14 protein-coding genes are annotated in these 25,218 nt (G+C 65.5%); 9 read left to right on the forward strand and 5 right to left on the reverse strand.

The annotated features are described in order from the left end of the window. The first annotated feature begins 26 nt into the window (after window positions 1–26). From EWM63_RS22895 to EWM63_RS22915, 5 genes are all read left to right on the forward strand, one after another. The gene (locus EWM63_RS22895) at window positions 27–3,059 is read left to right on the forward strand and encodes a TonB-dependent receptor (RefSeq protein WP_130188597.1); all 3,033 of its coding nucleotides are present in this window, start codon (window positions 27–29) and stop codon (window positions 3,057–3,059) included. 34 nt (window positions 3,060–3,093) lie between these two features. After that, window positions 3,094–4,740: a GH35 family beta-galactosidase gene (locus EWM63_RS22900; RefSeq protein WP_229487450.1), complete on the forward strand. Its 1,647-nt coding sequence runs from the start codon at window positions 3,094–3,096 to the stop codon at window positions 4,738–4,740. Beyond that, a complete protein-coding gene (locus EWM63_RS22905; RefSeq protein ID WP_130188599.1) occupies window positions 4,737–7,616 on the forward strand; it encodes a glycoside hydrolase family 31 protein in 2,880 nt (959 codons plus the stop codon). Before EWM63_RS22900 ends, EWM63_RS22905 begins: the two co-directional genes overlap by 4 nt. A gap of 8 nt (window positions 7,617–7,624) precedes the next feature. Then, window positions 7,625–9,802: a beta-glucosidase family protein gene (locus EWM63_RS22910; protein ID WP_130190553.1), complete on the forward strand. Its 2,178-nt coding sequence runs from the start codon at window positions 7,625–7,627 to the stop codon at window positions 9,800–9,802. 179 nt (window positions 9,803–9,981) lie between these two features. Then, the gene (locus EWM63_RS22915) at window positions 9,982–10,728 is read left to right on the forward strand and encodes a ThuA domain-containing protein (RefSeq protein WP_130188600.1); all 747 of its coding nucleotides are present in this window, start codon (window positions 9,982–9,984) and stop codon (window positions 10,726–10,728) included. A gap of 69 nt (window positions 10,729–10,797) precedes the next feature. Here EWM63_RS22915 and EWM63_RS22920 read toward each other — a convergent pair whose 3' ends face one another. The 5 genes from EWM63_RS22920 to EWM63_RS22940 all read right to left on the reverse strand — a co-directional run bounded on the left by EWM63_RS22920 (window position 10,798) and on the right by EWM63_RS22940 (window position 18,013). Continuing rightward, complete coding sequence (locus tag EWM63_RS22920; RefSeq protein WP_130188601.1) at window positions 10,798–11,889, reverse strand: DUF4214 domain-containing protein; 1,092 nt, start codon at window positions 11,887–11,889, stop codon at window positions 10,798–10,800. A 108-nt stretch (window positions 11,890–11,997) separates the two neighbouring features. Then, window positions 11,998–13,131: a reprolysin-like metallopeptidase gene (locus tag EWM63_RS32115; protein WP_130188602.1), complete on the reverse strand. Its 1,134-nt coding sequence runs from the start codon at window positions 13,129–13,131 to the stop codon at window positions 11,998–12,000. Between the two features lie 117 nt (window positions 13,132–13,248). Then, window positions 13,249–15,612 carry a beta-galactosidase gene (locus EWM63_RS22930; protein ID WP_130188603.1) on the reverse strand — a complete coding sequence of 788 codons (2,364 nt, stop codon included), beginning with the start codon at window positions 15,610–15,612 and terminating at the stop codon, window positions 13,249–13,251. Next, window positions 15,609–17,000, reverse strand: a complete 1,392-nt coding sequence (locus EWM63_RS22935; protein ID WP_130188604.1) for an MFS transporter — start codon at window positions 16,998–17,000, stop codon at window positions 15,609–15,611. Before EWM63_RS22935 ends, EWM63_RS22930 begins: the two co-directional genes overlap by 4 nt. After that, complete coding sequence (locus EWM63_RS22940) at window positions 16,997–18,013, reverse strand: LacI family DNA-binding transcriptional regulator (protein ID WP_130188605.1); 1,017 nt, start codon at window positions 18,011–18,013, stop codon at window positions 16,997–16,999. Before EWM63_RS22940 ends, EWM63_RS22935 begins: the two co-directional genes overlap by 4 nt. 246 nt (window positions 18,014–18,259) lie before the next feature. Here EWM63_RS22940 and EWM63_RS22945 point away from each other — a divergent pair, with 246 nt between their 5' ends. The 4 genes from EWM63_RS22945 to EWM63_RS22960 are packed head-to-tail and all read left to right on the forward strand — an operon-like array spanning window position 18,260 to window position 25,048. Next, window positions 18,260–21,223, forward strand: a complete 2,964-nt coding sequence (locus EWM63_RS22945) for a TonB-dependent receptor (RefSeq protein WP_130188606.1) — start codon at window positions 18,260–18,262, stop codon at window positions 21,221–21,223. Continuing rightward, complete coding sequence (locus tag EWM63_RS22950) at window positions 21,223–22,572, forward strand: BNR repeat-containing protein (protein WP_229487452.1); 1,350 nt, start codon at window positions 21,223–21,225, stop codon at window positions 22,570–22,572. The genes EWM63_RS22945 and EWM63_RS22950 overlap by 1 nt, the downstream gene beginning before the upstream one ends. Beyond that, window positions 22,569–23,762: a glycoside hydrolase family 88/105 protein gene (locus EWM63_RS22955; protein ID WP_229487454.1), complete on the forward strand. Its 1,194-nt coding sequence runs from the start codon at window positions 22,569–22,571 to the stop codon at window positions 23,760–23,762. The genes EWM63_RS22950 and EWM63_RS22955 overlap by 4 nt, the downstream gene beginning before the upstream one ends. Beyond that, window positions 23,762–25,048, forward strand: a complete 1,287-nt coding sequence (locus tag EWM63_RS22960; protein ID WP_130188607.1) for a DUF2264 domain-containing protein — start codon at window positions 23,762–23,764, stop codon at window positions 25,046–25,048. Before EWM63_RS22955 ends, EWM63_RS22960 begins: the two co-directional genes overlap by 1 nt. The last annotated feature ends 170 nt before the right edge of the window (window positions 25,049–25,218 follow it).

A 25,218-nucleotide genomic window follows, 5' to 3' on the forward strand; every position in this document is an offset into this window, starting at 1 on the left:
GCCCGGACAATATTATTTTCAAGGAGATGCAGGTGAATCAATTCAAGCTCAACGCAATGGCGCTGGCAGCGGCGCAGATCGCGTTCATGGCCGGCGCGGCCCATGCGCAGACCGCCGATACCGGCACGGGCGCCAATACGGCGACGGTCGTCGTCACTGGCCAGCGCGCCTCGCTGGAAAACGCCCAGAAGATCAAGCAGAACTCGGACGAGATCGTCGATTCGATCGTGGCCGCCGATATCGGCAAGCTGCCCGACAAATCGGTCACCGAGGTACTGCAGCGCGTGGTCGGCGTGACGATCGACCGCACGATGTCGCGTTCCGACCCGGAACACTATTCCGTCGAAGGTTCCGGTGTGTCGATCCGAGGCCTGTCATGGGTGCGCTCGGAACTGAATGGCCGCGATTCGTTCTCGGCCAACGGTGGCCGTTCGCTGAACTTCGAGGACGTGCCGCCGGAACTGATGGCCGGCGTGGATATCTACAAGAACCCGTCCGCCGAGCAGATCGAAGGCGGCATCGGGGGCCTGGTCAACCTGCGCACGGCGCTGCCGTTCGACTTCAAGGGCCGCAAGGTCGCACTGTCGGCCTCCACTACCTACTCGGAACTGAAGGGTGGCAAATGGTCGCCTTCCGCATCGATCCTGTTGTCCGACCGCTGGAAGACGGGTCTGGGCGAGTTCGGCGTGCTGGTCGACTTCGCGCACTCCGAGAGCGGCACCCGCACCGACGGGTTCCAGGTCGAGCCGTACTACCCGCGCGACAATATCGTTGCAGGGCGCACCGTGTGGATTCCGAAGGGCGCGCAATGGCGCACGCTGAACTTCAACCGCGAACGCCAGGGCCTGTACGGCGCGCTGCAGTGGAAGAAGGATGCCAACCTGCGTTCGCACGTCACGTTCTTCAAGTCGAAGTACGACATGCAGTGGGACGAGAATGCGATCTTCGCCGCTTCGAATCCGTATAACTTCCAGGTCAGCCCGGACGCGACGTGGGGCGCCAATGGCCAGTTCCTGACCGGCACGTTCGCCTCGCCGGCCGACGGCGGCATCGACTATGGCGCCGACACGCGCGTGGCGAGCCGCAAATCCGACACCACCGACATTTCCTGGAACGTGGAATGGCGCGTGGGCGACAGCTGGACGTTTACGTCCGATCTGCAGCGCATCAAGGCCAAGAGCAACGGCTTCGATTCCACCGTGGCCACCGCGGTAAAAATGCCGACGCAGACCCTGGACCTGACCGGCGACCGGCCGAACCTGATCTTCAACGATGCCCAGCGCGCGCACCTGGCCAACGCGGGCAACTACTACTGGAACTTCACGCAGGAACACCTGGACCAGAGCGAGTCCGAGTCGAAGGCACTGAAGCTGGACGCCAAGTACACGTTCGAGAACCCGGTGCTGCGCGACCTGCGCTTCGGCGTGCGCTTCACGAAGCGCGACGCCACCACCGAGCTGTCGAACCCCGACTACCACTGGGCGGCTGTCACGGCGCCGTGGATGGGCACGTCGATCAGCAAGCTGGCCTACCTGTCGGACCCGCGCTTCGGCGGCAATACCTACCTGGGCACGTTCGACAACTTCTTCAACGGCAAGGCCAGCGTGCCGTCCGTCGTGTTCCCGAACGTGTCGGTGGCCACCGGCTTCCCGCAAAGCTACGCAGCGCTGCACGAGTACTACCAGATCCTGTGCCGCGAGGCGGCCGCGAATGCGGGCACGGCGCCGAACTGCTCGCCATGGACACCCGCTGCGTTCGGCGGCAATCCGTCGGGCATCAACGAGCAGTCGGAAAAGACCAAGGCCTTCTATACACAGCTGCGCTTCGGCTGGGATGACCTGAAGATGCCGATCGACGGCAACGTGGGCGTGCGCTACGTGAAGACGGAGATGGATGCGAACGGCTACACGGTGTTCAACAACACCAGCGCCGTGGTCAATCCGCCGCAGACGCTCACCGGCGTGCCGATTCCAAACATCCCCGCCTACTCGGCCGGCAGGGACTACCAGAACTCGTACAGCAACGTGCTGCCGAGCCTGAACCTGCGCCTGAAGGCACGAGACGACCTGCAATTCCGCTTCGCGCTGGCCCGTGCCATCTCGCGGCCGGACTTCTCGCAGCTGCAGGGCTACACGACCCTGTCGCAATCGACGGACACGACGACGACCATCTTCCCCGACCGTCCGTCCAACACGAACGTGAACAGCGTGTCGCAGACGGGCGAAGGCAAGGGCAACCCGATGCTCAAGCCGATCAAGTCCGACCAGCTGGACCTGACGGGCGAATGGTACTTCGGCAAATCGAGCTCGATCACGCTGGCCATGTTCCACAAGCGGCTGAAGGACATCATCGTCAACCAGACGTACCAGTACGCGCTGCCGGACGTGAATGGCCGCATGTACAACTTCAACGTCACCGCGCCGGTGAATGGCGCGTCTGGCCGGGCCACCGGTTTCGAGGTCGCCTACCAGCAGTACTTCGACAAGCTGCCGGGCGCCTGGGCCGGCATCGGCGTGCAGGCCAACTACACTTACGTGGACAGCAACACGAAGCTGTCGACCAGCACGTTCACCGCCTACTGCAGCGGTGGCAATAACGTGGCGAACGTCAACCTGAACCAGAACGGCTGCGACACCAACGGCCAGTCCTTCGGCGACCTGCCGCTGCAATACCTGTCGAAAAACGCCTACAACCTGGCGCTGCTGTACGACTACGGCAAGTGGTCGGCGCGCGCGGCATGGAGCTGGCGCTCGAAGAACCTGCAGGGCGTGAACGTGAACGGCACGCGCGGCGGCGACGGTACGGACACCAATCCGAACAGCGCCACCCCGGGCGCCACCAACATCGGCTGGGCACTGCCGACGTGGGCGGACGACTACGGCCAGCTCGATGCTTCCGTGTCCTACCAGTTCAACGAGCGCATGCAGATCGTCGTCGATGGTTCGAACCTGACCGACTCGAAGTACAAGCAGCTGATGCAGCAGGGGATCGGCATGATGGGCCGCGCATGGTTCGTCTCCGGCCCACGCTATTCCGCGAAACTGAACTACTCGTTCTGATAGGGAGTCGATGAAAACCGCCAAGCAGATTTTCTTGAAGAGCTTGCTGGCCGGTGCGTGCGCGATGGCGATGGCGGCTTCGGCCACCATTGCCGGCGAACTGCCGCGCGTCGTGTCGAAGGATGGCCGCCACGCGCTGATGGTCGATGGCGCGCCATACCTGATCCTGGGTGCGCAGGCGCACAACTCCAGCAACTACCCGAAGGCGTTGCCGCAGGTGTGGGCCGCGGTTGCCGACGCGCAGGCCAATACGCTGGAAATCCCGATCGCGTGGGAGCAGGTCGAACCTGTCGAGGGCAAGTTCGATTTCAGCTTCGTCGACACGCTCGTGAAGGAAGCGCGCGACAAGGACGTGCGCCTGGTGCTGCTGTGGTTCGGCACCTGGAAGAACACCGCGCCGGCCTACCTGCCGGAGTGGGTCAAGTTCGACAACAAGCGCTTCCCGCGCATGGTGGACGAGAAGGGCAAGAGCAGCTACAGCCATTCGCCCCATGCCGTTGAAACGCTGAAGGCCGACAAGCGCGCGTTCGTGGAGTTCATGAAGCACCTGAAGGCCATCGATGGCGACCGGCAGACCGTCATCATGGTGCAGGTGCAGAATGAAGTGGGCACCTACGGCCTGGTGCGCGACCACAGCCCGGCCGCGCAGAAGGCGTTCAACGCGCCGGTCCCGGCCGCCGTGCTGGCGAAGCAGAAGTCCCCTCGCAGTTCGTCAAACACCTTGGGTAAGCGCTCTGGCACATGGAAGGAAGTCTACGGCGATTACGCGGACCAGTACTTCCATACGTGGGCCGTGGCGAACTACATCGAGGAGATCGCCAAGGCCGGCCGCGCCGTCTACGACCTGCCGATGTTCGTCAACAACGCGCTGCGCGATCCGGTGGAACCGCTGGCGCCATGGAAGGGCAACTTCGCCAGCGGCGGCCCGACCTACGACGTGCTGGGCATCTACGAAGGCGCCGCGCCGCACATCGACGTGGCCGGCCCGGACATCTACCTGCACGAATCCGACAAGATCGCAAAAACGCTGGAGCAGTTCCACACGAAGGACAATCCGCTGTTCGTGCCGGAAATCGGCAACTCGGAAGACTTCGCACGGGTGGCCTACGCCGTGTTCGGCCAGGGCGGCATCGGCTTCGCGCCGTTCGGCATCGATTATTTCGCGTTCTCCAACTACCCGCTGGGCTCGAAGGCGACCGACAAGACGATGACCGAGCCGTTCGGCAAGGTGTACGGCGCGTTCCGGCCGATGATGCGCGAGTGGGCGAAGTGGGGCTTTGAAGGCCGCACCCGCGGCGTGTTCGAACATGACGACCGCAAGCCGCAGGATATCGCGCTGAACGGCTGGAAGGCGACGGTCAGCTTCCGCCAGCGACAGTTCGGCGACTCGATGGAAAAGAACGATCCGGTCGAAGGCACGGAAAAGCCGAACGGTGGCCTGGCCATCGCGCAGATCGCCGACAACGAGTTCATCGTCGTCGCGCAGAACGCGCGCATCAAGTTCGACCCGGCCGGCCGCAATGCCGGCAAGCCGTCGATGTATGCGCGCGTGGAGGAGGGGCAGTATGCGAATGGCAAGTGGGTGATGGAACGCGTGTGGAACGGCGACCAGACCGACTATGGCCTGAACTTCGGCGTCAAGCCTTTCGTACTCAAAATCAAACTGGGGACCTATCAATGATCAAATCGAATATCAAAGCAGTGAGCCTGGCATGCCTGATGGTGGCGGCGGGCGCGCCGGCATGGGCCGGCACGTTCCAGCAGACTTCCACCGGCGTGACGATCGCGCCGGACAATGGCGCAGCGAAAGAGATCCGCCTGCAGGTCATGGCCGACAATATCGTCCACGTCGTGAAAGTCGACCAGGCCGGCAAGGAGCTGACGCCATCGCTGATGACGATCGCCAAGCCGTGCGCCTGCACGTTCGATGTGAAGAAAAGCGGCGACAGCGTTTCCCTGAGCACGAAGAAGCTGGTGGCCACCGTGTCGCTGAAGGATGGCCGCGTGCAGTTCGCCGACAAGGGCGGCGCCGTCTTCCTGAAGCAGGATGCCGAGGACATGCAGCCGGTCTCCGTGGGCGGCAAGCCATACTTCGCCGTGAAGCAGGGCTTCAACTACGGCACGAAGGATGCGTTCTACGGCACCGGCCAGCACCAGAACAACCAGATGAACCTGAACGGCGAGGACGTCGATCTCCTGCAGCACAATATGGACATCGCCATCCCGCTGGTGGTCTCCGACAAGAACTACGGCATCCTGTGGGACAACAACGGCATCACCCGCTTCGGCGATGCCCGTCCCTATGGCCCGATCGGCCGCGACCTGAAGCTGACGGACGCCGCCGGCAAGGAAGGCGCGCTGACCGCCCGCTACTACATCGGCGGCAAGCTGGCGCTGGAGCGCCGCGAAGACAAGATCAATTACCAGTACCTGAAGGACGTCGCCGAGTTCTGGCCGAAGGAACTCAAGCCGCTGAAGGAACTGAAGGACGTCAAGGTCGTCTGGGAAGGCAAGCTCGCGAGCGACAAGCCGGGCGTGCACAAGATGAAGCTGTACTCGTCCGACTATGCCACGCTGACCGTGGATGGCAAGCAGGTGATGGATGTGTGGCGCCAGGGCTGGAACCCGTGGTACCACAACTTCGAGGTGAACTTCGGCGCCAACAAGCCCGTGGACTTCAAGCTGGAGTGGAAGCCGGAAGGCGGCATGATCTACGTGGCGCACAACAATCCGCTGCCGAAAGCCGAGCGCCACTCGCTGCAGTTCTCGTCCGAGATCGCCGAAGGCCTGAACTACTACGTGATCCGCGGCACCAGCATCGACAACGTGATCGGCGGCTACCGCGTGCTGACGGGTACCCAGCCGCTGATGCCGAAGTGGGCCTATGGCTTCTGGCAGTCGCGCCAGCGCTACGAGACGCAGGAACAGCTGCTCGATACCGTGAAGACCTACCGCCAGAACGGCTGGCCGCTCGACAACATCGTACAGGACTGGTTCTACTGGCCGGAAAACGGCTGGGGCTCGCACGACTGGGATCCGAAGCGCTTCCCCGACCCGAAGGGCATGGTGGACCAGGTGCACAAGATGAACGCGCGCATCATGCTGTCCGTGTGGGGCAAGTTCTATGAGAACACCGACAACTACCAGGAGCTGAAGGCCAAGGGCCATATGTGGACCAAGAACGTCGAGGATGGCGCGCTGGACTGGGTTGGCCCGGGCTACAAGAACAGCCATTACTCGCCGTACACGCAGGAAGCGCGCGACATCTACTATCGCCAGATGAAGACCAAGCTGGTGGACCTGGGCTTCGACGCCTGGTGGCTCGACAACACCGAGCCGGATGTGCTGTCGAACACGCGCCTGGAGGACTTCAAGAAGCTGATCGGCCCGACCGTCTACGGTCCCGGCGAGATCACGTTCAACTCCTACAGCCTGCTGCAGACGCAGGCCCTGTATGACGGCCTGAAACGCGACCAGCCAAATAAACGGCAGTTCATCCTGTCGCGCTCCGGCTTTGCCGGCGTGCAGCGCAACTACGTGGCCACGTGGAGCGGCGACACGGTGGGCCGCTGGAACAACCTGTATGACCAGATCTCGGCCGGCGTGAGCTCGTCGATGTCCGGCGTGCCGAACTGGACGCACGATATCGGCGGCTATGCGCAGGAAACCCGCTTCCAGAGCGGCGAGCTGGGTTCGGCGCAGGAGAACCGTGGCATCGGCGGCGTGGAAATCAAGCCGGAAGACCTGAAGGAATGGCGCGAGCTGAACCTGCGCTGGTGGCAGTTCGGCGCGTTCACGCCGCTGTTCCGCTCGCACGGCGAAGTGGTCAAGCGCGAAATCCAGAACATTGCGCCGGAAGGCTCGCCGATGCGCGATTCGATGGTGTGGTACCTGAAGCTGCGCTACCGCCTGATGCCTTACATCTATGCGACCGCTTCGAGCACGTACTTCAACGAAGGCTCGATCATGCGCGGTCTGGTGATGGACTTCCCGACCGACCCCGGTTCGAAGGACGTAAAGGACGAGTTCCTGTTCGGCCACGCCTTCCTGGTGGCGCCGGTCTCCGAGTATGGTGCCCGCGTGCGCAAGGTCTACCTGCCGAAGGGTGCCCAGTGGTATGACTACCATACCGGCGAGCGCCTGCAGGGTGGCCGCACGGTCACGGCCGCCGCGCCGGAAACGCGCATGCCGCTGTTCGTGAAAGCCGGTTCGATCGTGCCGATGGGCCCTGTCACGCAGTATGTGGACGAGAAGCCGGATGCGCCGGTCACGCTGAAGGTGTACACGGGCGCGAATGGCCAGTTCAGCTTCTACGAGGACGATGGCGTGAGCGAGGATTACCAGCGCGGCAAGTACTCGCGCATCCCGCTGTCGTGGGACGAGAAGAAGGGCACGCTGACGATCGGCCAGCGCGCCGGCGATGGCTACGAAGGCATGATCGCGAAGCGCACGTTCCGCGTGCATTTCGTCAAGCCGGGCGTTTCCAGCTCGGAGACGTTCGACGCTGCCGACAAGGAAGTGACGTATGAAGGCAAACCAGTGACGGTGAAACTGTAATGGCGGTGATGAACAAAGTACTGGCCGTCGCCCTGGCGGCGGCATTTGCAACGAATCTGGCAACTACTGCGCATGCTGCGCCGGATGCCGACAAGCGCGCCCAGGACACCGTGGCGCAGATGACGCAGGCGGAGAAGATGCTGCTCGTCTTCGGCTACTTCGGTGCCGAATTCGCCGGCGTCAAGCCGCCGAAGGATGCGATTCCGTACACGGCCGGCTATGTGCCGGGCGTGCCGCGGCTGAACATCCCGCCGCAGTGGCAGACCGACGCGGGCCTGGGCGTGGCGACGCAGCCGTCGCCCGCGCCGCGGGAACGGACGGCGCTGCCGTCCGGCATGGCCACGGCGTCCAGCTGGAACACGAAGCTGGCGTACGAAGCCGGTGCGATGATCGGCCGCGAGGCGCGGCTGTCCGGGCACAACGTGATCCTGGGCGGCGCCGTGAACCTGCAGCGCGATCCGCGCAACGGCCGCAATTTTGAATATGCGGGCGAGGATCCGCTGCTGGCCGGCATCATCACGGGCGAGCAGATCCGCGGCAACCAGTCGAACAATATCGTCGGCACGATCAAGCACTTCGCGTTCAACGACCAGGAAACCAACCGCAACACGATCGACGTGAAGATCGACGAGCAGGCCGGCCAGATGTCCGACCTGCTGGCGATGCGCATCGCGATCGAGCGCGGCGATCCGGGCTCGGTGATGTGCGCGTACAACCTGGTTAACGGCGTGTATGCGTGCGAAAGCGACTGGCTGCTCAACAAGGTGCTGAAGAAGGACTGGGGCTACAAGGGCTTTGTGATGTCCGACTGGGGTGCCACGCACTCGACCACGCAGGCCGCCAATGGTGGCCTCGACCAGCAGTCCGGCTGGCCGTTCGACAAGTCGATGTACTTCGGCCCCGCGCTGAAGGAAGCCGTCGACAATGGCCACGTGCCGAAGGAGCGGCTGGACGACATGGCGAAACGCATCCTGCGCGCCATGTATGCCAACAACCTGATGGATGCGCCGCAGCCGAAGGTCGAACCTGAAAAGATCGACTTCGCGGCCCACGCGAAGGTGACGCGGCAGGTGGCGGAAGAGGGCAGCGTGCTGCTCAAGAACGCCGGCAACGTGCTGCCTTTGACCGCTGATGTGAAGTCGATCGTCATCATCGGCGGTCATGCCGACAAGGCGGTGATCTCGGGCGGCGGCGCGGCGCAGGTGCACCCGCACGGTGGCAGCGCGGTGAAAGGCGAGGGGCCGAAGGGCTTCCCGGGGCCGATCATCTGGCTGCCGTCGTCGCCGATGAAGGCGCTGCAGGCGCGCACGAAGGCACGCGTCACCTACGTCGACGGCAAGGATGCCGCCGCCGCCGCGAAGGCCGCCGCCGGTGCCGACGTGGCGATCGTGTTCGCGACCCAGTGGGCGGCCGAAAGCCTCGACGCGCCATCGATGGCCCTGCCTGACAACCAGGATGCGCTGATTGCCGCCGTGGCCGGTGCCAACAAGCGCACCGTCGTCGTGCTGGAGACGGGCAACCCTGTCACAATGCCGTGGCTGGACAACGTGGGCGCCGTGCTGGCCGCATGGTTCCCCGGCTCCGCCGGCGGCGAAGCGATCGCGCGCCTGCTGACGGGCGAAGTCAATCCGTCCGGCCGCCTGGCCGCCACGTTCCCCGCCTCGGAAGCCCAGCTGCCGCGGCCGAAGATCGACGGCGACCCGACCAGCCGCGATGGCCGCTTCACCACCGACTACAACATCGAAGGCGCGGCCGTCGGCTACAAGTGGTTCGAGAAGACCGGCAAGAAGCCGCTGTTCGCGTTCGGCCACGGCCTGTCGTACACCACGTACGAATACCGCGACCTGAAGGCCCGCAACGATGGCGGCAAGGTGGTGCTGTCGTTCACCGTCGCCAACACCGGCAAGCGCGCCGGCCAGGCCGTGCCGCAGGTGTACGTGGGCCCGGCCCCCGCTTCCGCCAAGGCCGCCGGCTGGGAAGCCCCGCGCCGCCTGGCCGGCTGGGACAAGGTGGCACTGCAGCCGGGTGAAAGCAAAGCCGTCAGCGTGACGGTCGACCCGCGCATGCTGGCCGTGTGGGAACCGAAAACCCGCGACTGGCAGCGCCGCCCCGGCACGTACGAGTTCACCCTCGGCGGCGCCTCCGACGCCATCACCTCCCGCACCACGCTAGCCTTGCCGAAGTAAAATATTTCCGAATACCGGGGTCAGACCCCGGTTTCAGGAAATTAGTTGCCCAGAACCGGGGTCAGACCCCGATTCTGGGCAATTTTGTTAACGGCGGGGGGACTTCGACTGCCGGCGTATATAAAACTTTCCTCAAAACGGGGTCTGACCCCGGTTTTGGGAAATATTCTGGAGGGGACATGAAACTTGCTATAACGGCTTTGCTCGCGCTGGCATCGGCACCGGCGCTGGCGGCGCAGTTCGATGTGCTGGTGTTCTCGCGCACGGCGGGGTGGCATCACGAGTCGATCCACGAGGGCGTGGCGGCGCTGCGCGAGATGGGGCGCCTGCATGATTTCAACGTGTTCTGGACGGAGGATGCCAAGCGCGTCTTCAACGACAAGGAGCTGGCGAAGTACAAGGCTGTGGTGTTCCTGTCGACGACGGGCGATGTGCTGGACGAAGGGCAGCAACAGGCATTCGAGCGCTACATGCGCGCCGGTGGCGGCTATGTGGGCGTGCACGCGGCGGCGGATACGGAGCATGGCTGGCCGTGGTACCGCCGGCTCGTTGGCCACATGTTCGTCGCCCACCCGGCCGTGCAGTCGGCGGTGCTGAAGGTGGAGGATGCGAACTTTCCCGGCATGGAGCGCTTCGCGCCGCGCACGCTGGTGACGGAGGAGTGGTACGAGTACGGTGCTGCGGAATCGAAGGGGCTGCGCTACCTGCTGTCCGTCGACGAAACCACGTACCGGCCGGAGAGCGGCAAGGGCACGGGAATGGGCGCGTTCCACCCGATCAGCTGGTACCAGCAATACGACGGCGGCCGCGCCTTCTACACGGCGCTGGGCCACCTGCCGGCAACCTACGCCGATCCGGTTTTCAGGCACCACCTGTATGGCGGCATCTACTGGGCCGCCACGGGGCGGGGGTTCCAGGCGCGGTGACCTCCAGGGCCAGGCCTGCATGCCTGACCCGTTGCGCAGGCGCGGAGCAGTGCTCCGCGAAACCCCTGCTCAACCCCAGACCTGATACGCCATCCCATCCTGCATCACGCCGATCAGCTGGTCGTAGTTCTCCTGGCTTTCGCTGAACGATGCCAGCACGCCGGCGACCGAGTCCTTGCCGGTGTTCAGGATGTCCAGCCAGTACTGCATGCCCGAGGGATCGGGCACGCGGTTCAGCACGTGCTCGTAGAAGCCGGTGATGATCGCCGTGGTGCCGGGGTTGTTGCCGTAAATGGCGCGGAACTCGTTCGAGGTGACGAACGACGCGGCCACGTCGTGCAGGCTGGCGCCGGCATCCAGCCGCGCGATATAGTAGCCAAGACCCGCTTCGTCCGGCGCGCGGTCGAAGGCGGCCTGGTACAGCCGGTAGGCTTCGCCGGCGGTGCCGTCGGTGTCGAATGCCAGCGCCACGTCGACGAATTCCAGCCGTTCCACGTTGACGAGCGTGTCCGCGCCGTCCAGCCCCACGTCATCGGTGACGAACAGGCGGTGGCCGGCGACGGTCACGTCGTAGTCGTCCAGCCGGCCCTCGTACCAGCCCGTATCGGTGCCGCTGCCGCCGTCGAGCAGGTCGCTGCCGCCGGCACCCTCCAGCAAGTCCCAGCCGCCATTGCCGTACAGCGCATCGTTGGCGGACGTACCCGTGATGTCGTCGGCCTTTTCCGTGCCCTGGCCGATCGCCAGCGGAATCGTGTCGAGGTCTTCCAGCACCGCCACTTCGACGCCGCTGCGCGGCGGCGCCGCCTGGTTCCACGACGCATCCACGTAATAGGTGCCCGAGTAGGGCGCGATGAAGCTCAGGCCATCCTGGCCGGTGGCGCCCCAGCCGTCATCCTCGGCGATCGGGTAGCCATCCTCGTCGAAGAGCACCAGGTTGTCGGGATCGAACCAGCTTTCCGACGTGACCGTGTACAGCGCGCCGGCCACCGCCGTGAAGCTGAACACCGGATAGGCATGGGCGTCCGGCGCGGCGCTGGCGAACAGCGCCTGGTTGTCATAGCCGTCGCCGGCGTTGCGCGGTGCGAAGCCGAGGTGGTCTGCCCCGGCCATGTCGCCGGTGCTCAGTAGTGGAATGTACGGCAGTGTCTCGTAGGTGGCCATTGCAATCTCCCATGTGTTGGCAACAGCATAATCCGGACGCCGCTTTCGCGGGCGGCCGGATTACACTTTGTTGCAATGAGCGGGAGAACCGACACTCAGGCCATGCGATTACGCCAGGTCGAAATGCCCGTGGCCGTGTCCGTGGCGGCCGATCAGCTGCACGTCGATGTCGTCGGCCGCGCGCCACACGGGTTCCTCGGCGCGGGCCACCGACGTGAGCATGGCTTCCCCGCCCGGCAGCGCAAGGACACCGGCGGTGGCGGAAGGCGCGGTCATCGTCACCGCACCGCTGGACAGCGTCACCGTCGCGTCCGTGAAGCGCAGCAGTTCGATGTTCGTCAGCGTGTCGCTGCCTTCCGCACCCGACACGTTCCACGTGCCCGTGCCGGTGCGGACGACAGTGTAGCCGCTGCGCGCGCCGTTGTAGAACGCTGTATCGGTGCCTGCGCCGCCATTGAGCACATCGTTGCCGCCCGCGCCTTCCAGGATATCGTTGGCGCTGCCGCCGGCCAGCGAATTGGCCGTGCCCGTGCCGGCCAGCCAGCGCGCGCCGGTGGTCGAGTTGACACCGAGGTTGCCGGCCAGGCCATCGCCGCCGTACAGCCACTTCAGCGCGGCGATGTCGTTTTCGCTGAACGTCGAATGGATGCCGCCGCTGTGCGTGTACGACATCAGCGTGTGCGACGTGTTGTTCGTCGTCGACGGCAGCTTGATCGTGCCTTCGAACGGGTGTTTCAGGCCGAGCATGTGGCCCAGTTCGTGCAGCAGCGTTTCATAGCCCTGCGTACCCGGCGTGAGGTTGGCGTTCATGCCGGCCCACTCGGCGTTGTCGAGATAGACATACGAGGCAGCGGTGAACTTCGTGACCACATTGCTGCTGTTGTACGAATAACCGATGCGGTTGCTGTCCAGCCCCGTGGTGCCGGAACCGGCCAGGTTCGCGTTTGCGAAGTGCACCTGCGCCAAGTTGGCGTCCGCCGTTTCCACGAAATTGATGCCGGTAAGCTTGGCGACGTATGCCATGGCGCCGCGCGTGGCGGCCACCTGCGATGCCGAAAACGCCAGCGGAGCGCTCAGCAGCGAAGGATTGCCCGACTCCAGGTTGCTGGCGACGGAGAACGAGTAGTACAGGGTATTGGTGCCGGGAGTGACATAGTTCCAGTTCGGCAGGTTGCCGAGCAGTGCGTCGATGTGGTTCTGGCCGGAGAGGGTGGTGCTGGTAGCTTGTGCAACGGTTGCCATGGATTCGAGGAGCCCTGTGAAACGAATGGAAGGGCTCCAGTATTGGCAGCGCGCACGGCCGGGTCAACCGTGCGCGCGGTGAGTGTGCACTCCTGTCCAGAAGGTCTATTCAGCCTTTCATGCCTGATCGACCACGAGCCGGTCGCCGACATAAACGCGGTAGCGGCGGATGCGCCCCGTTACCCCGTCCGGTCCCTGGCGCGGCGTGTAGCGCAGGCCGGCCACGTCGAACGGCGCGCCCAGGTCGAGCACAAGCCGGTGCGGCGGCTGCGCCACGGTCTTGCTGTAGGCCGAATGCCAGAAGTCCGTGTTCTGGCCATTGATCGCGTTCAGCGCCGTGCCGTCCTCCTTCGATGCTTCTTCGCTGCTGGCATAGGCGATCGCCCACAGCGTCTGGTTCAGCGTCTTGCCGTCCTTGCCCAGCAAGGCCAGTTCGGCGATCGCGGCAAAGGGCTTGCCGTCGAACGCGTCGAGCGCCTCGATGCACAGCTGGCGGCCACGCGCGGCCTGCGCGAACGGCACGTCCTGCGTGGCGCCGCCGGGCTGGAAGCGGCCCTCGTGGACGGGTTTTACGCCCTGCAGCGCCAGGCGCGCCGTGCTGGGCGGGCGCGCCAGGTCGCGCTCCGGGCGCAGCCGGTCGAGCACGGGTTTTGCCACGCCGGCAATGCGGTTGTCCTGCGGGCCGGTCAGGTCGAGCACCACGATGTCGTTGCGGCCCGCCTTGATCCACGGGCCGGGCAGGTACATCGTCTGCGTGGGGCCGATGCTCCAGTAGCGGCCCAGGCAGCGGCCATTGATCCACACGATGCCCTGGCCCCACGTCGTCATGTCCAGGAAGGTGTCGGCGGCGGCGGCGGCGTCGAAGCTGCCGCGCCAGAATGCCGGGCCCTTCGTCTTGCCGGGCTTGAATTCCAGCGGCGGCAGCACGCCGTCCGCATCGAAGTCGATGGCGCGGATCTCCCAGTTTTCCAGCGCCACCGGCTCCTTGCCCTTTACCCGCAGGGTGACGGGGCCGTGCAGGCCCTTGCGGTCGTGGATTTCCACGCCGAAGTTGACCCGCGCGATCGTGTACAGCAGGATTTCCAGCGTGGTGGTCGTTGTGCGCGCCGGCAGGTCGACGCGGAAGCGGCGGTAGCGCGTGTCCATCGTGCCCACCTGCCTGCCGTCGATATACACCCACGCCAGGTCGCGCACCTTGGCCGCCTCCAGCGTCGCCGCCGGGCCGGCCGGCAGGGTGACGCGGTAGGCGATCACGCCGCGGCTGATGTCGTACTGCTCGATCGGTTTCGGCGTGACGTCGCGGATCACGCGCGACGGCAGGTTCGCGAAGACGGGCGCGGTCTCGGCCAGCGTGAAGGCGGGAATCGTCATGACCGGCATGTGCGCGGGCGGGCGCGGCAGCGTTTCGTCCGGCGCCAGGTGCTTGCCGATGCCGGCACGGTAGGCGTCGAACTTCTCGCCCACCCAGCCGGCCTCGCTGATCGGCGCGTCGTAGTCGTAGCTCGTGGTGTCGGGCCGGAACGGCCGGTCGCAGCCGCCCCACAGCCCGAACGACGTGCCGCCGTGCGCCATGTAGAGACTGAACGAGCCGTTGGCCGCCAGCATCGCCTCGATATCGGCCACCGCCTTGGCCGGGCTGCCGGTGCGGTGCGGCGCTCCCCACGTGTCGAACCAGCCCGAGTAGTATTCGCCGCACATCAGCGGGCCTTTCTGCACCTTGGCCAGTTCGGCGAAGCCGCGCTGCGGATCGCTGCCGAAGTTCGCCACCGAGAACAGTTCGGCGATGTGCGTCTTGGCCACCGCGTTGGTGGGGTTGCACTGGAACAGCGGCACATCGAAGCCGCCGTCCAGCAGCGCCTTGCGCATGACGCGCATGTATTCCAGGTCTTCGCCGAAGAAGCCGTATTCGTTCTCGACCTGCACCATCAGGATCGGGCCGCCTTGCGTGACCTGCTGCGGGCCCAGCACGCGGCCCACTTCGCGCATCCAGCGCCGCACCGGCTGCACGAAATTCTCGTCGCGGGTGCGCAAGAATGCATCGCCGGGGCTCTTCAGCAGCCACCATGGCAGGCCGCCCATTTCCCATTCGGCGCAGGCGTAGGGTCCGGGGCGCAGGATCACCCACAGGCCCTCGGCCTGGGCCAGCCGGCAGAATTCGGCGGCGTCGCGCTGGCCGCTCCAGTCATAGCGGCCTTCGCGCCACTCGTGGTAGTTCCAGAACAGGTAGGCGCACACGGCGTTCAGGCCCATCGCCTTGATCGCCTTCAGCCGGTGGATCCAGTATTCGCGCGGCACGCGGGCGAAGTGGACTTCGCCGCAGCGGATCTGCAGCGGCTTCCCGTCCAGCAGGAAGTCATTGTCGCCGATGGCGAAGCGGTGGGCGGAGGACGACGGCGTGGCGGCGAGCGCGGGCAGCATGGTGCTGCCGACGGCGGCCGCGGTGCCGAGCAGTACGCGCCGGCGGGAGGGCTGGTTGGTCATGAGTCTCTGGTTGTTGTTGGATGAAGGGTGCGCAGGCGCGCCAGGCAAACGAGGCACAGCGCCGAGAACACGGCGCCGCAGCCCAGGGTGAGGCGGTAATCATGGCCGGACAGGTCCAGCAGCGGCCCCTGCACGATGCCGACGAGGATCGCAATGGCAACGACGACGAAATCCTTGGTCGCGTTGAACTGCAGGAAGCGCTCGCGCGGGAACAGCGCCATCGGCATCGACGCGGCGGCCGTCCACCATGCGCCGGAAACGATCACATGGCACAGGTAGACGGCCTGGAAACTGGCCGCGTCGTCGACCACCAGCGTGCCCGTCGCGGCCACGGCGCAGTAGGCCGCCATGACGACGGCGCACATGGGCATCGCGCCGCATCGGTCGACCAGCCAGCCGATGGCGAACGCCGAGCCGATCGACACGGCATAGCCGATCGCCGTGAGCATGCCCAGCGTGGCCTTCGGTACCGCGATGGCGTGCGCGAAGAACTGGTAGAACGTGTTGAACGGGTTGAACGTGATGGCGGCGCAGACGAACATGGCGATCGCCCACAGGTTCGGGCGGGCCAGGAACCCGTCCGGCAGGCCACGGCGCAGGGTGCCCGATGCCGACGCCGCGGGCGGCGCGGTCGCTGCCGGCGGCAATGGCGCCGCGGGCTCGCGCAGGCCCACGCACATCGCCGCGATGCAGCCGCCGAACAGCCCGCCGGTGGCGACGAGGATCCCGGTCAAATGATGATCGGTCAGCGCGAAGATCCAGCGGTGGAACACGATGCCGGCACCCAGCCCGACGATGCGGAACAGCGCATAGAAGCGCCCCAGCCAGCCGAACGGCACCACGTCGTTGACGAGCCCCGTGAACAGGGACAGGGCGCACAGCGCCGCGCAGTCGAAGAATGTCCAGAACACGCCGAACGCGGCGAGCCGGCAAACCTGCGCGCCCGGGGACAGGTCGCCGAGCAGGGCATCGGCCGTCGCGCCCAGCGCCGGCGAATACGCCAGGCCCACGAGCGCGGCGCAGCCCGCCGGTGCCGCCACCAGCAGGTAAGGGCGGCGCCGGCCCCAGCGGCCCCGGTGCCGGTCCGAATGCCAGCCCACCAGCGGCACGACGAACATCGCCAGCAGCGCAGGGACCGTGGACAGCAGCAGCGACGTGGCCGTGTCCGATGCGCCGGCCACGCGCAGCAGTTCCAGGCCGGAGGGCAGCGCCGCGCGGTCGCGCATGGCGAGACCCAGGTCGCCCAGCAGCAGCCAGCCCAGCATGCCGGCCAGCGCGGCCAGGCCCGCGCCGGCTTTCACCACGGGTGTCGTGCCCGCCGCACCGCCATCACGCTCCCCGGCCGTGGCAGCCGGAGAGGGCAGGGCGGAGACGGCGGGACCGATCATTTTCCGGCGACGGGCCCGGTCGACTGGCGGATCACCAGTTCCATCGCGAAGGCTACCTTCGCGGGCGGTACGGTACCGCCCTGGGCCAGCGTGACCACGTCGCCCACCGCGCGCGCGGCCAGTTCCTTGAGCGGCTGGCGCATCGTCGTCAGCGGCGGGAACACGTGGCTGGACAGGGGGATGTCGTCGAAGCCGATCACGGAAATATCGGCCGGCACCTTCAGGCCGCGGCTGTGGATCGCGTCGATCGCGCCATACGCCATCTCGTCGTTCGCGGCAAAGATCGCCGTCGGCGGCCGCTTCAGGGCCAGCAGCTGCTGTGCGGCGGCATTGCCGGCGGCCTGGTTGAACGCGCCGCCGACGACGAGCGCCGGATCGACGCGAATGCCGGCCGTGCGCAGCGCATCCTTGTAGCCTTTCTCGCGTTCGGCGCTCTGGCCGGTGGCCGTCGTGCCGGCCAGGAAAGCGATGCGGCGGTGGCCCAGCCCGAGCAGGTGCTCGACGGCCATCCGCGCGGCGTTGCGGTTGTCCAGCGCCACGATCGGCAGGTCCACCGGGCGCGCATCGTAGTTCACGAGCACACAGGGCATGCGGTGCTGCGCCAGCACGTCCAGGTAGCCGTCCGCGCCGCTCGGCATCACCAGCAGCAGGCCGTCGCACAGCTTGCTCAGCATGTCCACGGTGCCGGCACGCGCAGGGCTGTCGAAGCTTTCGGCGTTGAACAGCAGGATGTCGTAGCCGCGTGCCCGCGCTTCCGCGCTGATTTCACGCGTGATTTCGTGCAGCACGAGCGAGCCATAGTTGTTGACGAACACGCCGATCAGGTTGCTCTTGTCGCCGCGCATGCGCCGCGCCAGCATGTCCGGCGTGTAGTTCAGCTGCGCGGCCGCTTCCATGATGCGGGCGCGCGCCGACTCGGACACGTAGCCCACGCCACGGATCGCCCGCGATGCGGTGATCGGCGACACGCCGGCGATCTTGGCGACTTCACTGAGCTTGCTGGACTTGCGCATGGCTGGACGGGATATCCGTGCTGTTCGGGAGGCCCGACTGTACCAGAGCAGGCCCGGTTCGGGCGGGAATGTGGTCACGTTACCACACCGACCAAATTCCTTGTGCAAACTTTATTCAATCAAGTCAACGGCTTATGCGCAAACGGGTAAAGCGCTCAATTTGATGAGCGATTTCTCGCAAACGGCCTGTGGTAACGTGACCATAACTCGTGGCATCGAGATAACCATATCAAATCGGAGACGGAGATGAACAAGAAGCTTCTCGCCACCCTGCTGCCGCTGGCACTGGCCGCGGCCTACGGCACCCATGCCAGTGCACAGGAGGCAAGCGCTGGCGATGCAGGTACGCCGCAGGCGTCGGCACAACCGCAGGCCGCCGCGCCGGCGCCTGGCACATCGGGACAGTCGACCACGGCCGGCACGGCCGGTGCCGGTTCTGCTGCCAACCCGGCCGCAAGCTCGCCTGCCAGCCAGGAACCGGTCAGCACCGTCGTCGTGACGGGCTTCCGTTCCAGCCTGCAGAAGGCGCTGAACCTGAAACAGCAGGCGATCGGCGTGCGCGATTCGATCGTGGCGGAAGACATCGGCAAGTTCCCCGAAGCGAACGTGGCCGAATCGCTGCAGCGCGTGCCGGGCGTGATCCTGAACCGCGACGAAAGCTCGGGCGAAGGCCAGCGCATCTCGATCCGCGGGCTGCCCACCGAATACTCCGTCACCACGCTGAACGGCGCTCCGGTCAACACCACGTCGACAAGCACGATCGGCAGCGCCGCGCGCGGCTTCAACTACGACGTGTTCGCCTCCGAACTGTTCGGCCGCATCGACTTCTACAAGTCGCCGCTGGCCGAGCTGACCGAGGGTGGCCTGGGCGGCATCGTCGACCTGCAGACGCCGCGCCCGTTCGACAATCCGAAGCGCCAGGTGCGCTATGGGCTCACGGCCGGCTACAACACGATGTCCGAGCGTTTCAACCCGGCCGGCTTCGCGCTGTATTCGAACACCTGGGGCAACTGGGGCTTCCTGGTCGGCGGTTCGCATTCGGGCAGCAAGAACAACCGCTCCGGCTTCGAAGCCACGGGCGGCTACAACAGCTCGGCCAACGGCAGCCGCACCCCCGTGCGCGGCAACTTCGCCGTGGCGCTCGACTACGATTCGCCGCTGGCCAACCTGGGCGGCTACACGCGCGACCAGATCGACAACGCGCTGCTGCCGCGCATCTACCGCTTCTACGGCTCGCAGAACGACCGCAAACGCGACGGCCTGGTCTCGTCGCTGCAATACAAGGACGGCGGCTTGAACGTCAGCTTCGATACGCTGTACTCGAAGCTGAAGAACGAGCGCGACGAGATGTATTTCGGCATCCTGGTGCGCAACAGCCGCACCACGAATCGCAATGCGCCGGCCGGCCAGAACGGCAACAACGGCTTCATTCCACTCAATGTCAGCATCGATCCGGAATCGAACCTGCTGGAAGGCACGTTCGGCAACACGTCGTACAGCAGCGGCGTCACCTACGCCAACGACGAAACGGAATTCGGCTACGGCGCTCTGAACCTGTCGTACAAGGCCAGCGACAAGCTGACGTTTACCGCCCAGGCCAGCGCCAACAACAGCAGCGCGCTGTCGTACCAGAGCACGCTGTCCGGCCAGATCTTCGGCATCACGTCCACGATCGGCTACGGCGACGACCACGTGTACCCGTCGATGTCGTCGCCGACCAGCTACACGGACCCGAACAACTTCCAGGGCTTCCAGATCGGCACCGGCTGGACCAAGGAATTCGACAAGGGCCGCCAGGCCCGCGCTTCGGCCGAGTACGCGTACGAGCTGCCGGGCGGCTGGACCGGCAAGATGAAGAGCGGCTTCTCGTTCGTGGAGACCACGAAGGGCATCGACAAGCGCAACGGCACTTCGCTGGCCACCGCGCGCCTGAACCAGCTGGGCAACGCGGGCCTGCGCGCCGGCATGACGTCGAACCTGCCGATCTCGAACCTTGACATGGGCGGCGGCTGGCCGAGCGCCTGGGGCACGTTCGACCGCGGCTACACGTTCGGCACGTTCAACCCGCTGGAATACAACCCGAACTCCGCGTTCACCCCGGCGCAGAGCTTCACGGCGCAGGAAAAGGTCAGCACGGCGTTCGTGCAGTCCGACTTCCGCGGCGAAGTGTTCGGCCGCGAGCTGCGCTTCAACGCCGGCGTGCGCTACTCGGAAACGAAGACGTACATCGACAACTTCAAGCAGGCCGGCGCGAACAACGCCTATATCCCGAACGAGGAAGAGGGCAAGTACAGCAACGTGCTGCCGGCCGTCAGCGCCGCGTTCGACGTGACGGACACCTTGATGTGGCGCGCATCGTGGGGCAAGACGATCTCGCGCGCATCGCTGGGCATCATCGCCGCGCAGACCGTGGTCCCGAACCCGTTCGACAACACGGCCACCGCCGGCAACCCGAACCTGAAGCCGCAGCAGTCGAAGAACTTCGATACGAGCCTGGAGTGGTACTTCAAGCCGGGCAGCCTGCTGTCCGCCGGCTACTTCCGCAAGGTGCTGACGGATGCCACCGTGTCGTCCACGCAGAACGTGACCTTCGGTTCGCTGGGCCTGCCGGATACGGCGCTGGGCGCGATCTTCTACGATGCCAACGGCCGCGTCGACCCGAACCTGCCGATGACCTTGCGCACGTACTCGAACGCCGGCAAGCAGGTACTGAAGGGCTTCGAGCTGGCTTACCAGCAGGCGTTCGACTTCCTGCCCGATCCGTTCAAGGGCTTTGGCGCGCTGGCCAGCTTCACGCACATCGATCCGTTCAACAGCCAGCGCTGGATCACGAATGCGGGCCGCGAGATCGAGGTCAACTCGGTGCCGAAGTTCGCCTACAGCACCACCGGCTACTATGAGAAGGGTCCGCTGGCGGTGCGCCTGTCGTGGAACTACAAGGGCCGTTCGCTGCATGGCGACAATCCGCGCAACAACGGCGATGACCTGATCCGCTGGCGCGCCGCCCGCGGCTACCTGGACGGCAACATCAGCTACAAGATCAGCGACAAGCTGGAACTGCGGCTCGATGCGCTGAACCTGTCCAACACGCTGGCGTACGACTACTTCGAGGATGCTACCGGCATGTACGGCAGCGGCAAGAAGACCCGGATGGACTACGCCAAGTACGACGGCCGCACGATCAAGATCGGCATCCGCGGTTCGCTCTGATGCGGGGAACGTACCGAGGTACTGTGCTGGCGGCGATGCTTGGTGCCGTGCTGCTGGCCGGCTGCGCAGGCGGCGGCCAGCCCGGCGGCGGCCAGTCCGGTGCGAACGTCACGGTCGTCGACGTGGCGCCGGGCTGGGCGGACAATTCCGTCAACGCCGTGATCTTCCGGCGCCATGCGCTCGTCAGCGACCGCGAATGGCAGTTCATCGCGTTCTACGATGCCGAAGGGCGCGTGGTGCTGGGCCGGCGCAAGCTGGATGCCACGCGCTGGGAACTGTCGCGCACGCAGTACAAGGGCAATGTGCGCGATGCCCACAACAGCATCAGCATCGGGCTCGACGCCACGGGCGTGCTGCACGTGGCGTTCGATCACCATAACGGACCGCTGCGCTATGCCCGCGGCACGGCGCCGCACGGGCTGGCACTGGGCGCGGAAGAGCCGATGACGGGCCGCGATGAGCGTTCCGTCACGTATCCCGAATTCCACCCGGTGGGGACTGGCGGCATGCTGTTCCTGTACCGCGATGGCGGCTCCGGCCGGGGCAACCTCGTCGTGAACCGCTACGACCCGGCAACGAAGCGGTGGAAGCGGCTGCACGACAACCTGGTTTCCGGCGAGGGGCAACGCAACGCCTACTGGCAGGCGGCGGTCGACGGCCGGGGCACGGTGCACGTGTCGTGGACGTGGCGCGAGTCGCCGGACGTGGCCAGCAACCATGACATCGCCTATGCGCGCTCGCGCGACGGCGGCGCCACGTGGGAAGACAGCACGGGCCGCAGGCTGGCGCTGCCGATCACGCAGGCCACCGCCGAGGTGGCGGCGCGCGTGCCGCAGAAAAGCGAATTGATCAACCAGACGTCGATGACCGCCGATGGCGCGGGGCGGCCCTACATCGCCACGTACTGGCGCAAGGCCGGCGAAACGGTGCCGCAGTACCGCATCGTCCACCTGGGCGAAGGCGGCTGGCGCACGGTGGACCTGCCGTTCCGGCACACGCCGTTCTCGCTGTCCGGCATGGGCACGAAGGCGATTCCCGTGTCGCGGCCGCAGCTCGTCGTCGACGAACGAGGTGCGCATGCGCTGCTGCTGTTCCGCGACGAGGAACGGGGCAGCAAGGTGTCCGCGGCACTGGTCGATATCGCGCGCGGTAGCTGGACGGTGCGCGACCTGACCGATGCGCCGGTGGGCGCGTGGGAACCGAACCTGGACCCGGAGCGCTGGCGGCGCATGGGTGAATTGAACCTGTTCGTACAGGACGTGCGGCAGGCGGATGGGGAAGGACTGGCACGCGGTGTGCCGTCGATGGTGCGCGTGCTGGCGTTCAAACCGAAGGAGTGGAATCGATGAAGCAACAGCTCGGGAATCAGTTTCAACGAACGTATGCGATGAAGGGCATGTTGCTGGCGGCGGCCTTCTTGCTTGCCGGCTGCGCGAGCCAGCAACATTTGCAAGGGAATCCGCAGCAGGGCAGGGCGGAGGTCGTGGCTGCGATGGACAAGGTGAACGGTTACTGGCAGAAGACGACGCCGGCGCAGGAATGGCCGTTCTGGAACGTGGCCGCCTACCACACGGGCAACCTGGAAGCGTACAAGATCACGAAGAACGCGACCTACCTGCGCTACACGCAGGACTGGGCGGAGCACAACAAGTGGCTCGGCGCCAAGTCCACCGACAAGTCGAAGTGGAAGTACACGTATGGCGAGACCGACGAGCACGTGCTGTTCGGCGACTGGCAGACGTGCTTCCAGGTCTATGCGGACCTGTACAAGCTGCAGCCCGACCCGGTGAAGATCGCCCGCGCCCGCGAGGTGATGGAATACCAGATGAGCACCCCGAACGACGATTACTGGTGGTGGTCGGACGGCCTGTACATGGCCATGCCCGTGATGACGCGCATGTACTCGATCACGGGGAACAAGCAGTACCTGGCAAAGATGCACGAGTACTTTACTCACTCGCGCAAGATCATGTACGACGACGACGCGAAGCTGTTCTACCGCGACGCGCGCTACGTCTACCCGAAGCACAAGAGCGTCAATGGCGTGAAGGACTTCTGGTCACGCGGCGTGGGCTGGGTGTTCGCGGCGCTGCCGCGCGTGCTGGACGACCTGCCGAAGGACGACCCGCACCGCGCCGAGTACGAGCAGATGTTCCGCGACATGGCGGCATCGCTGAAGAAGGCCCAGCAGGCCGACGGCTATTGGACGCGCAGCCTGCTCGATCCCGCCCATGCGCCGGGCCCGGAAACGAGCGGCACGGCGTTCTTCACGTATGGCTACCTGTGGGGCATCAACAATGGCCTGCTGGACAAGGCCGAGTACCTGCCGGTTGCCCGGAAGGGTTGGACCTATCTGACCACCGTAGCGGTACAGGAAGACGGCCGCCTGGGCTACGTGCAGCCGATCGGCGACCGGGCCATTCCGGGCCAGGTGGTGGACAAGAATTCGACCGCGCACTTCGGCGTGGGGGCGTTCCTGCTGGCCGGGGCCGAGATGGTGCGGCTGATTGACGGGGCAACCGAGAAAGGAGCCAACTGATGGAACGTCGTAACTTCATGCGCGGCCTGGCGGCCGCACCCGCAGTGTACACATCATCGGCACTGCTGGCCGGCAGTGGCGAAGCGCTGGCCGCGGGCCAGCCAGGCTCGGTGTCGTCGTCGCCCCCGGATGCGCGCGCCTTCCAGCTCGGGCTGATGCTGAAAATGGCCGAGCCGGTGCTGGCGAACATGGCGAAGGGGCAGCTGAAAAAGACCTTCCAGCTCGAGGTCAGCCCCACGTGGGATGGCCGCGACAAGGGCGTCACGTACCTCGAATGCTTCGGGCGGCTGATCGCCGGTGTGGCGCCGTGGCTGGAACTGCCCGATGACGCCACGGCCGAAGGCAAGTCCCGCAAGCGCCTGCGCGAGCTGGCGGTGCAGAGCTACGTGCACTCGGTCGATCCCAAGAGCCCGGACTACCTGCTGTGGAAGGGGCCGGGGCAGACGCTCGTCGATTCGGCCTATTTCACCAATGCGCTGATGCGGGCGCCGAAGGCGCTGTGGGAACCGCTGGATGCGACGACGAAGCGCCGCGTCGTCGCCGAGATCAAGAGCCTGCGCCGCATCGAGCCGCCGTACATCAACTGGCTGCTGTTCGCCGCGATGAACGAGGCCTTCCTGCTGTCAATCGGCGAAGAGCACGACCCGATGCGGATGAACGTGGCGATCCGCAAGATCAACGAGTGGTATATCGGCGATGGCTGGATCAAGGATGGCGAGGCGTTCCACTTCGATTACTACTCGTCGTACGTGATGTACCCGATGCTGGTGGAGATCCTCGAAGTGCTGGCGAAGCACAAGGGCCCGTTCTGGAACGGCAAGCCGGATGAACTGCTGGCGCAGGCTTACCAGCGCATGCAGCGCTATGGCGAGCACCTGGAGCGGTTCATCTCGCCGCAGGGCACGTGGCCGCCCGTCGGCCGCTCGCTGACGTACCGCACGGCCGTGTTCCAGCCGCTGGCGTTGCTCGCGTGGCGCAAGAAGCTGCCGAAGTCGCTGCCGGAAGGCCAGGTGCGCGCCGCGCTCGATGCCGCCCACCGCGCGATCTGGACGACGCCATCGAACTTCACGCCGGATGGCTATCTCACCATCGGCTTCATGGGCCACCAGCCGGAACTGGGCGACTGGTATTCGAACAACGGCAGCATGTACATTGCCTCCGCCGGCTTCCTGTCGCTCGGCCTGCCCTCCACGGACAGCTACTGGACCGCACCGGCACAGGACTGGACGCAGAAGAGGGCGTATTCGGGGGCAAAGTTTGCCAAGGATTACCCCGTCAACTACTGAGTTGAACGCACAGCAAAACTGGGGACGTACCCCTGTTTCCAGGAAAGATTCTTGGAAAATAGGGTACGTCCCCATTTTTGAGGAAAGATTGCCTGGAAACTGGGCGGGCCGGCGATCCGGTAAGTCCCCAGTTTCTGCCGTGACCGCTACCAGTAAAGAAACAGGGAAGA

Origin of the sequence: Pseudoduganella lutea (assembly GCF_004209755.1) — a bacterium.
GTDB classification, from domain to species: Bacteria; Pseudomonadota; Gammaproteobacteria; order Burkholderiales; family Burkholderiaceae_D; genus Rugamonas; species Rugamonas lutea.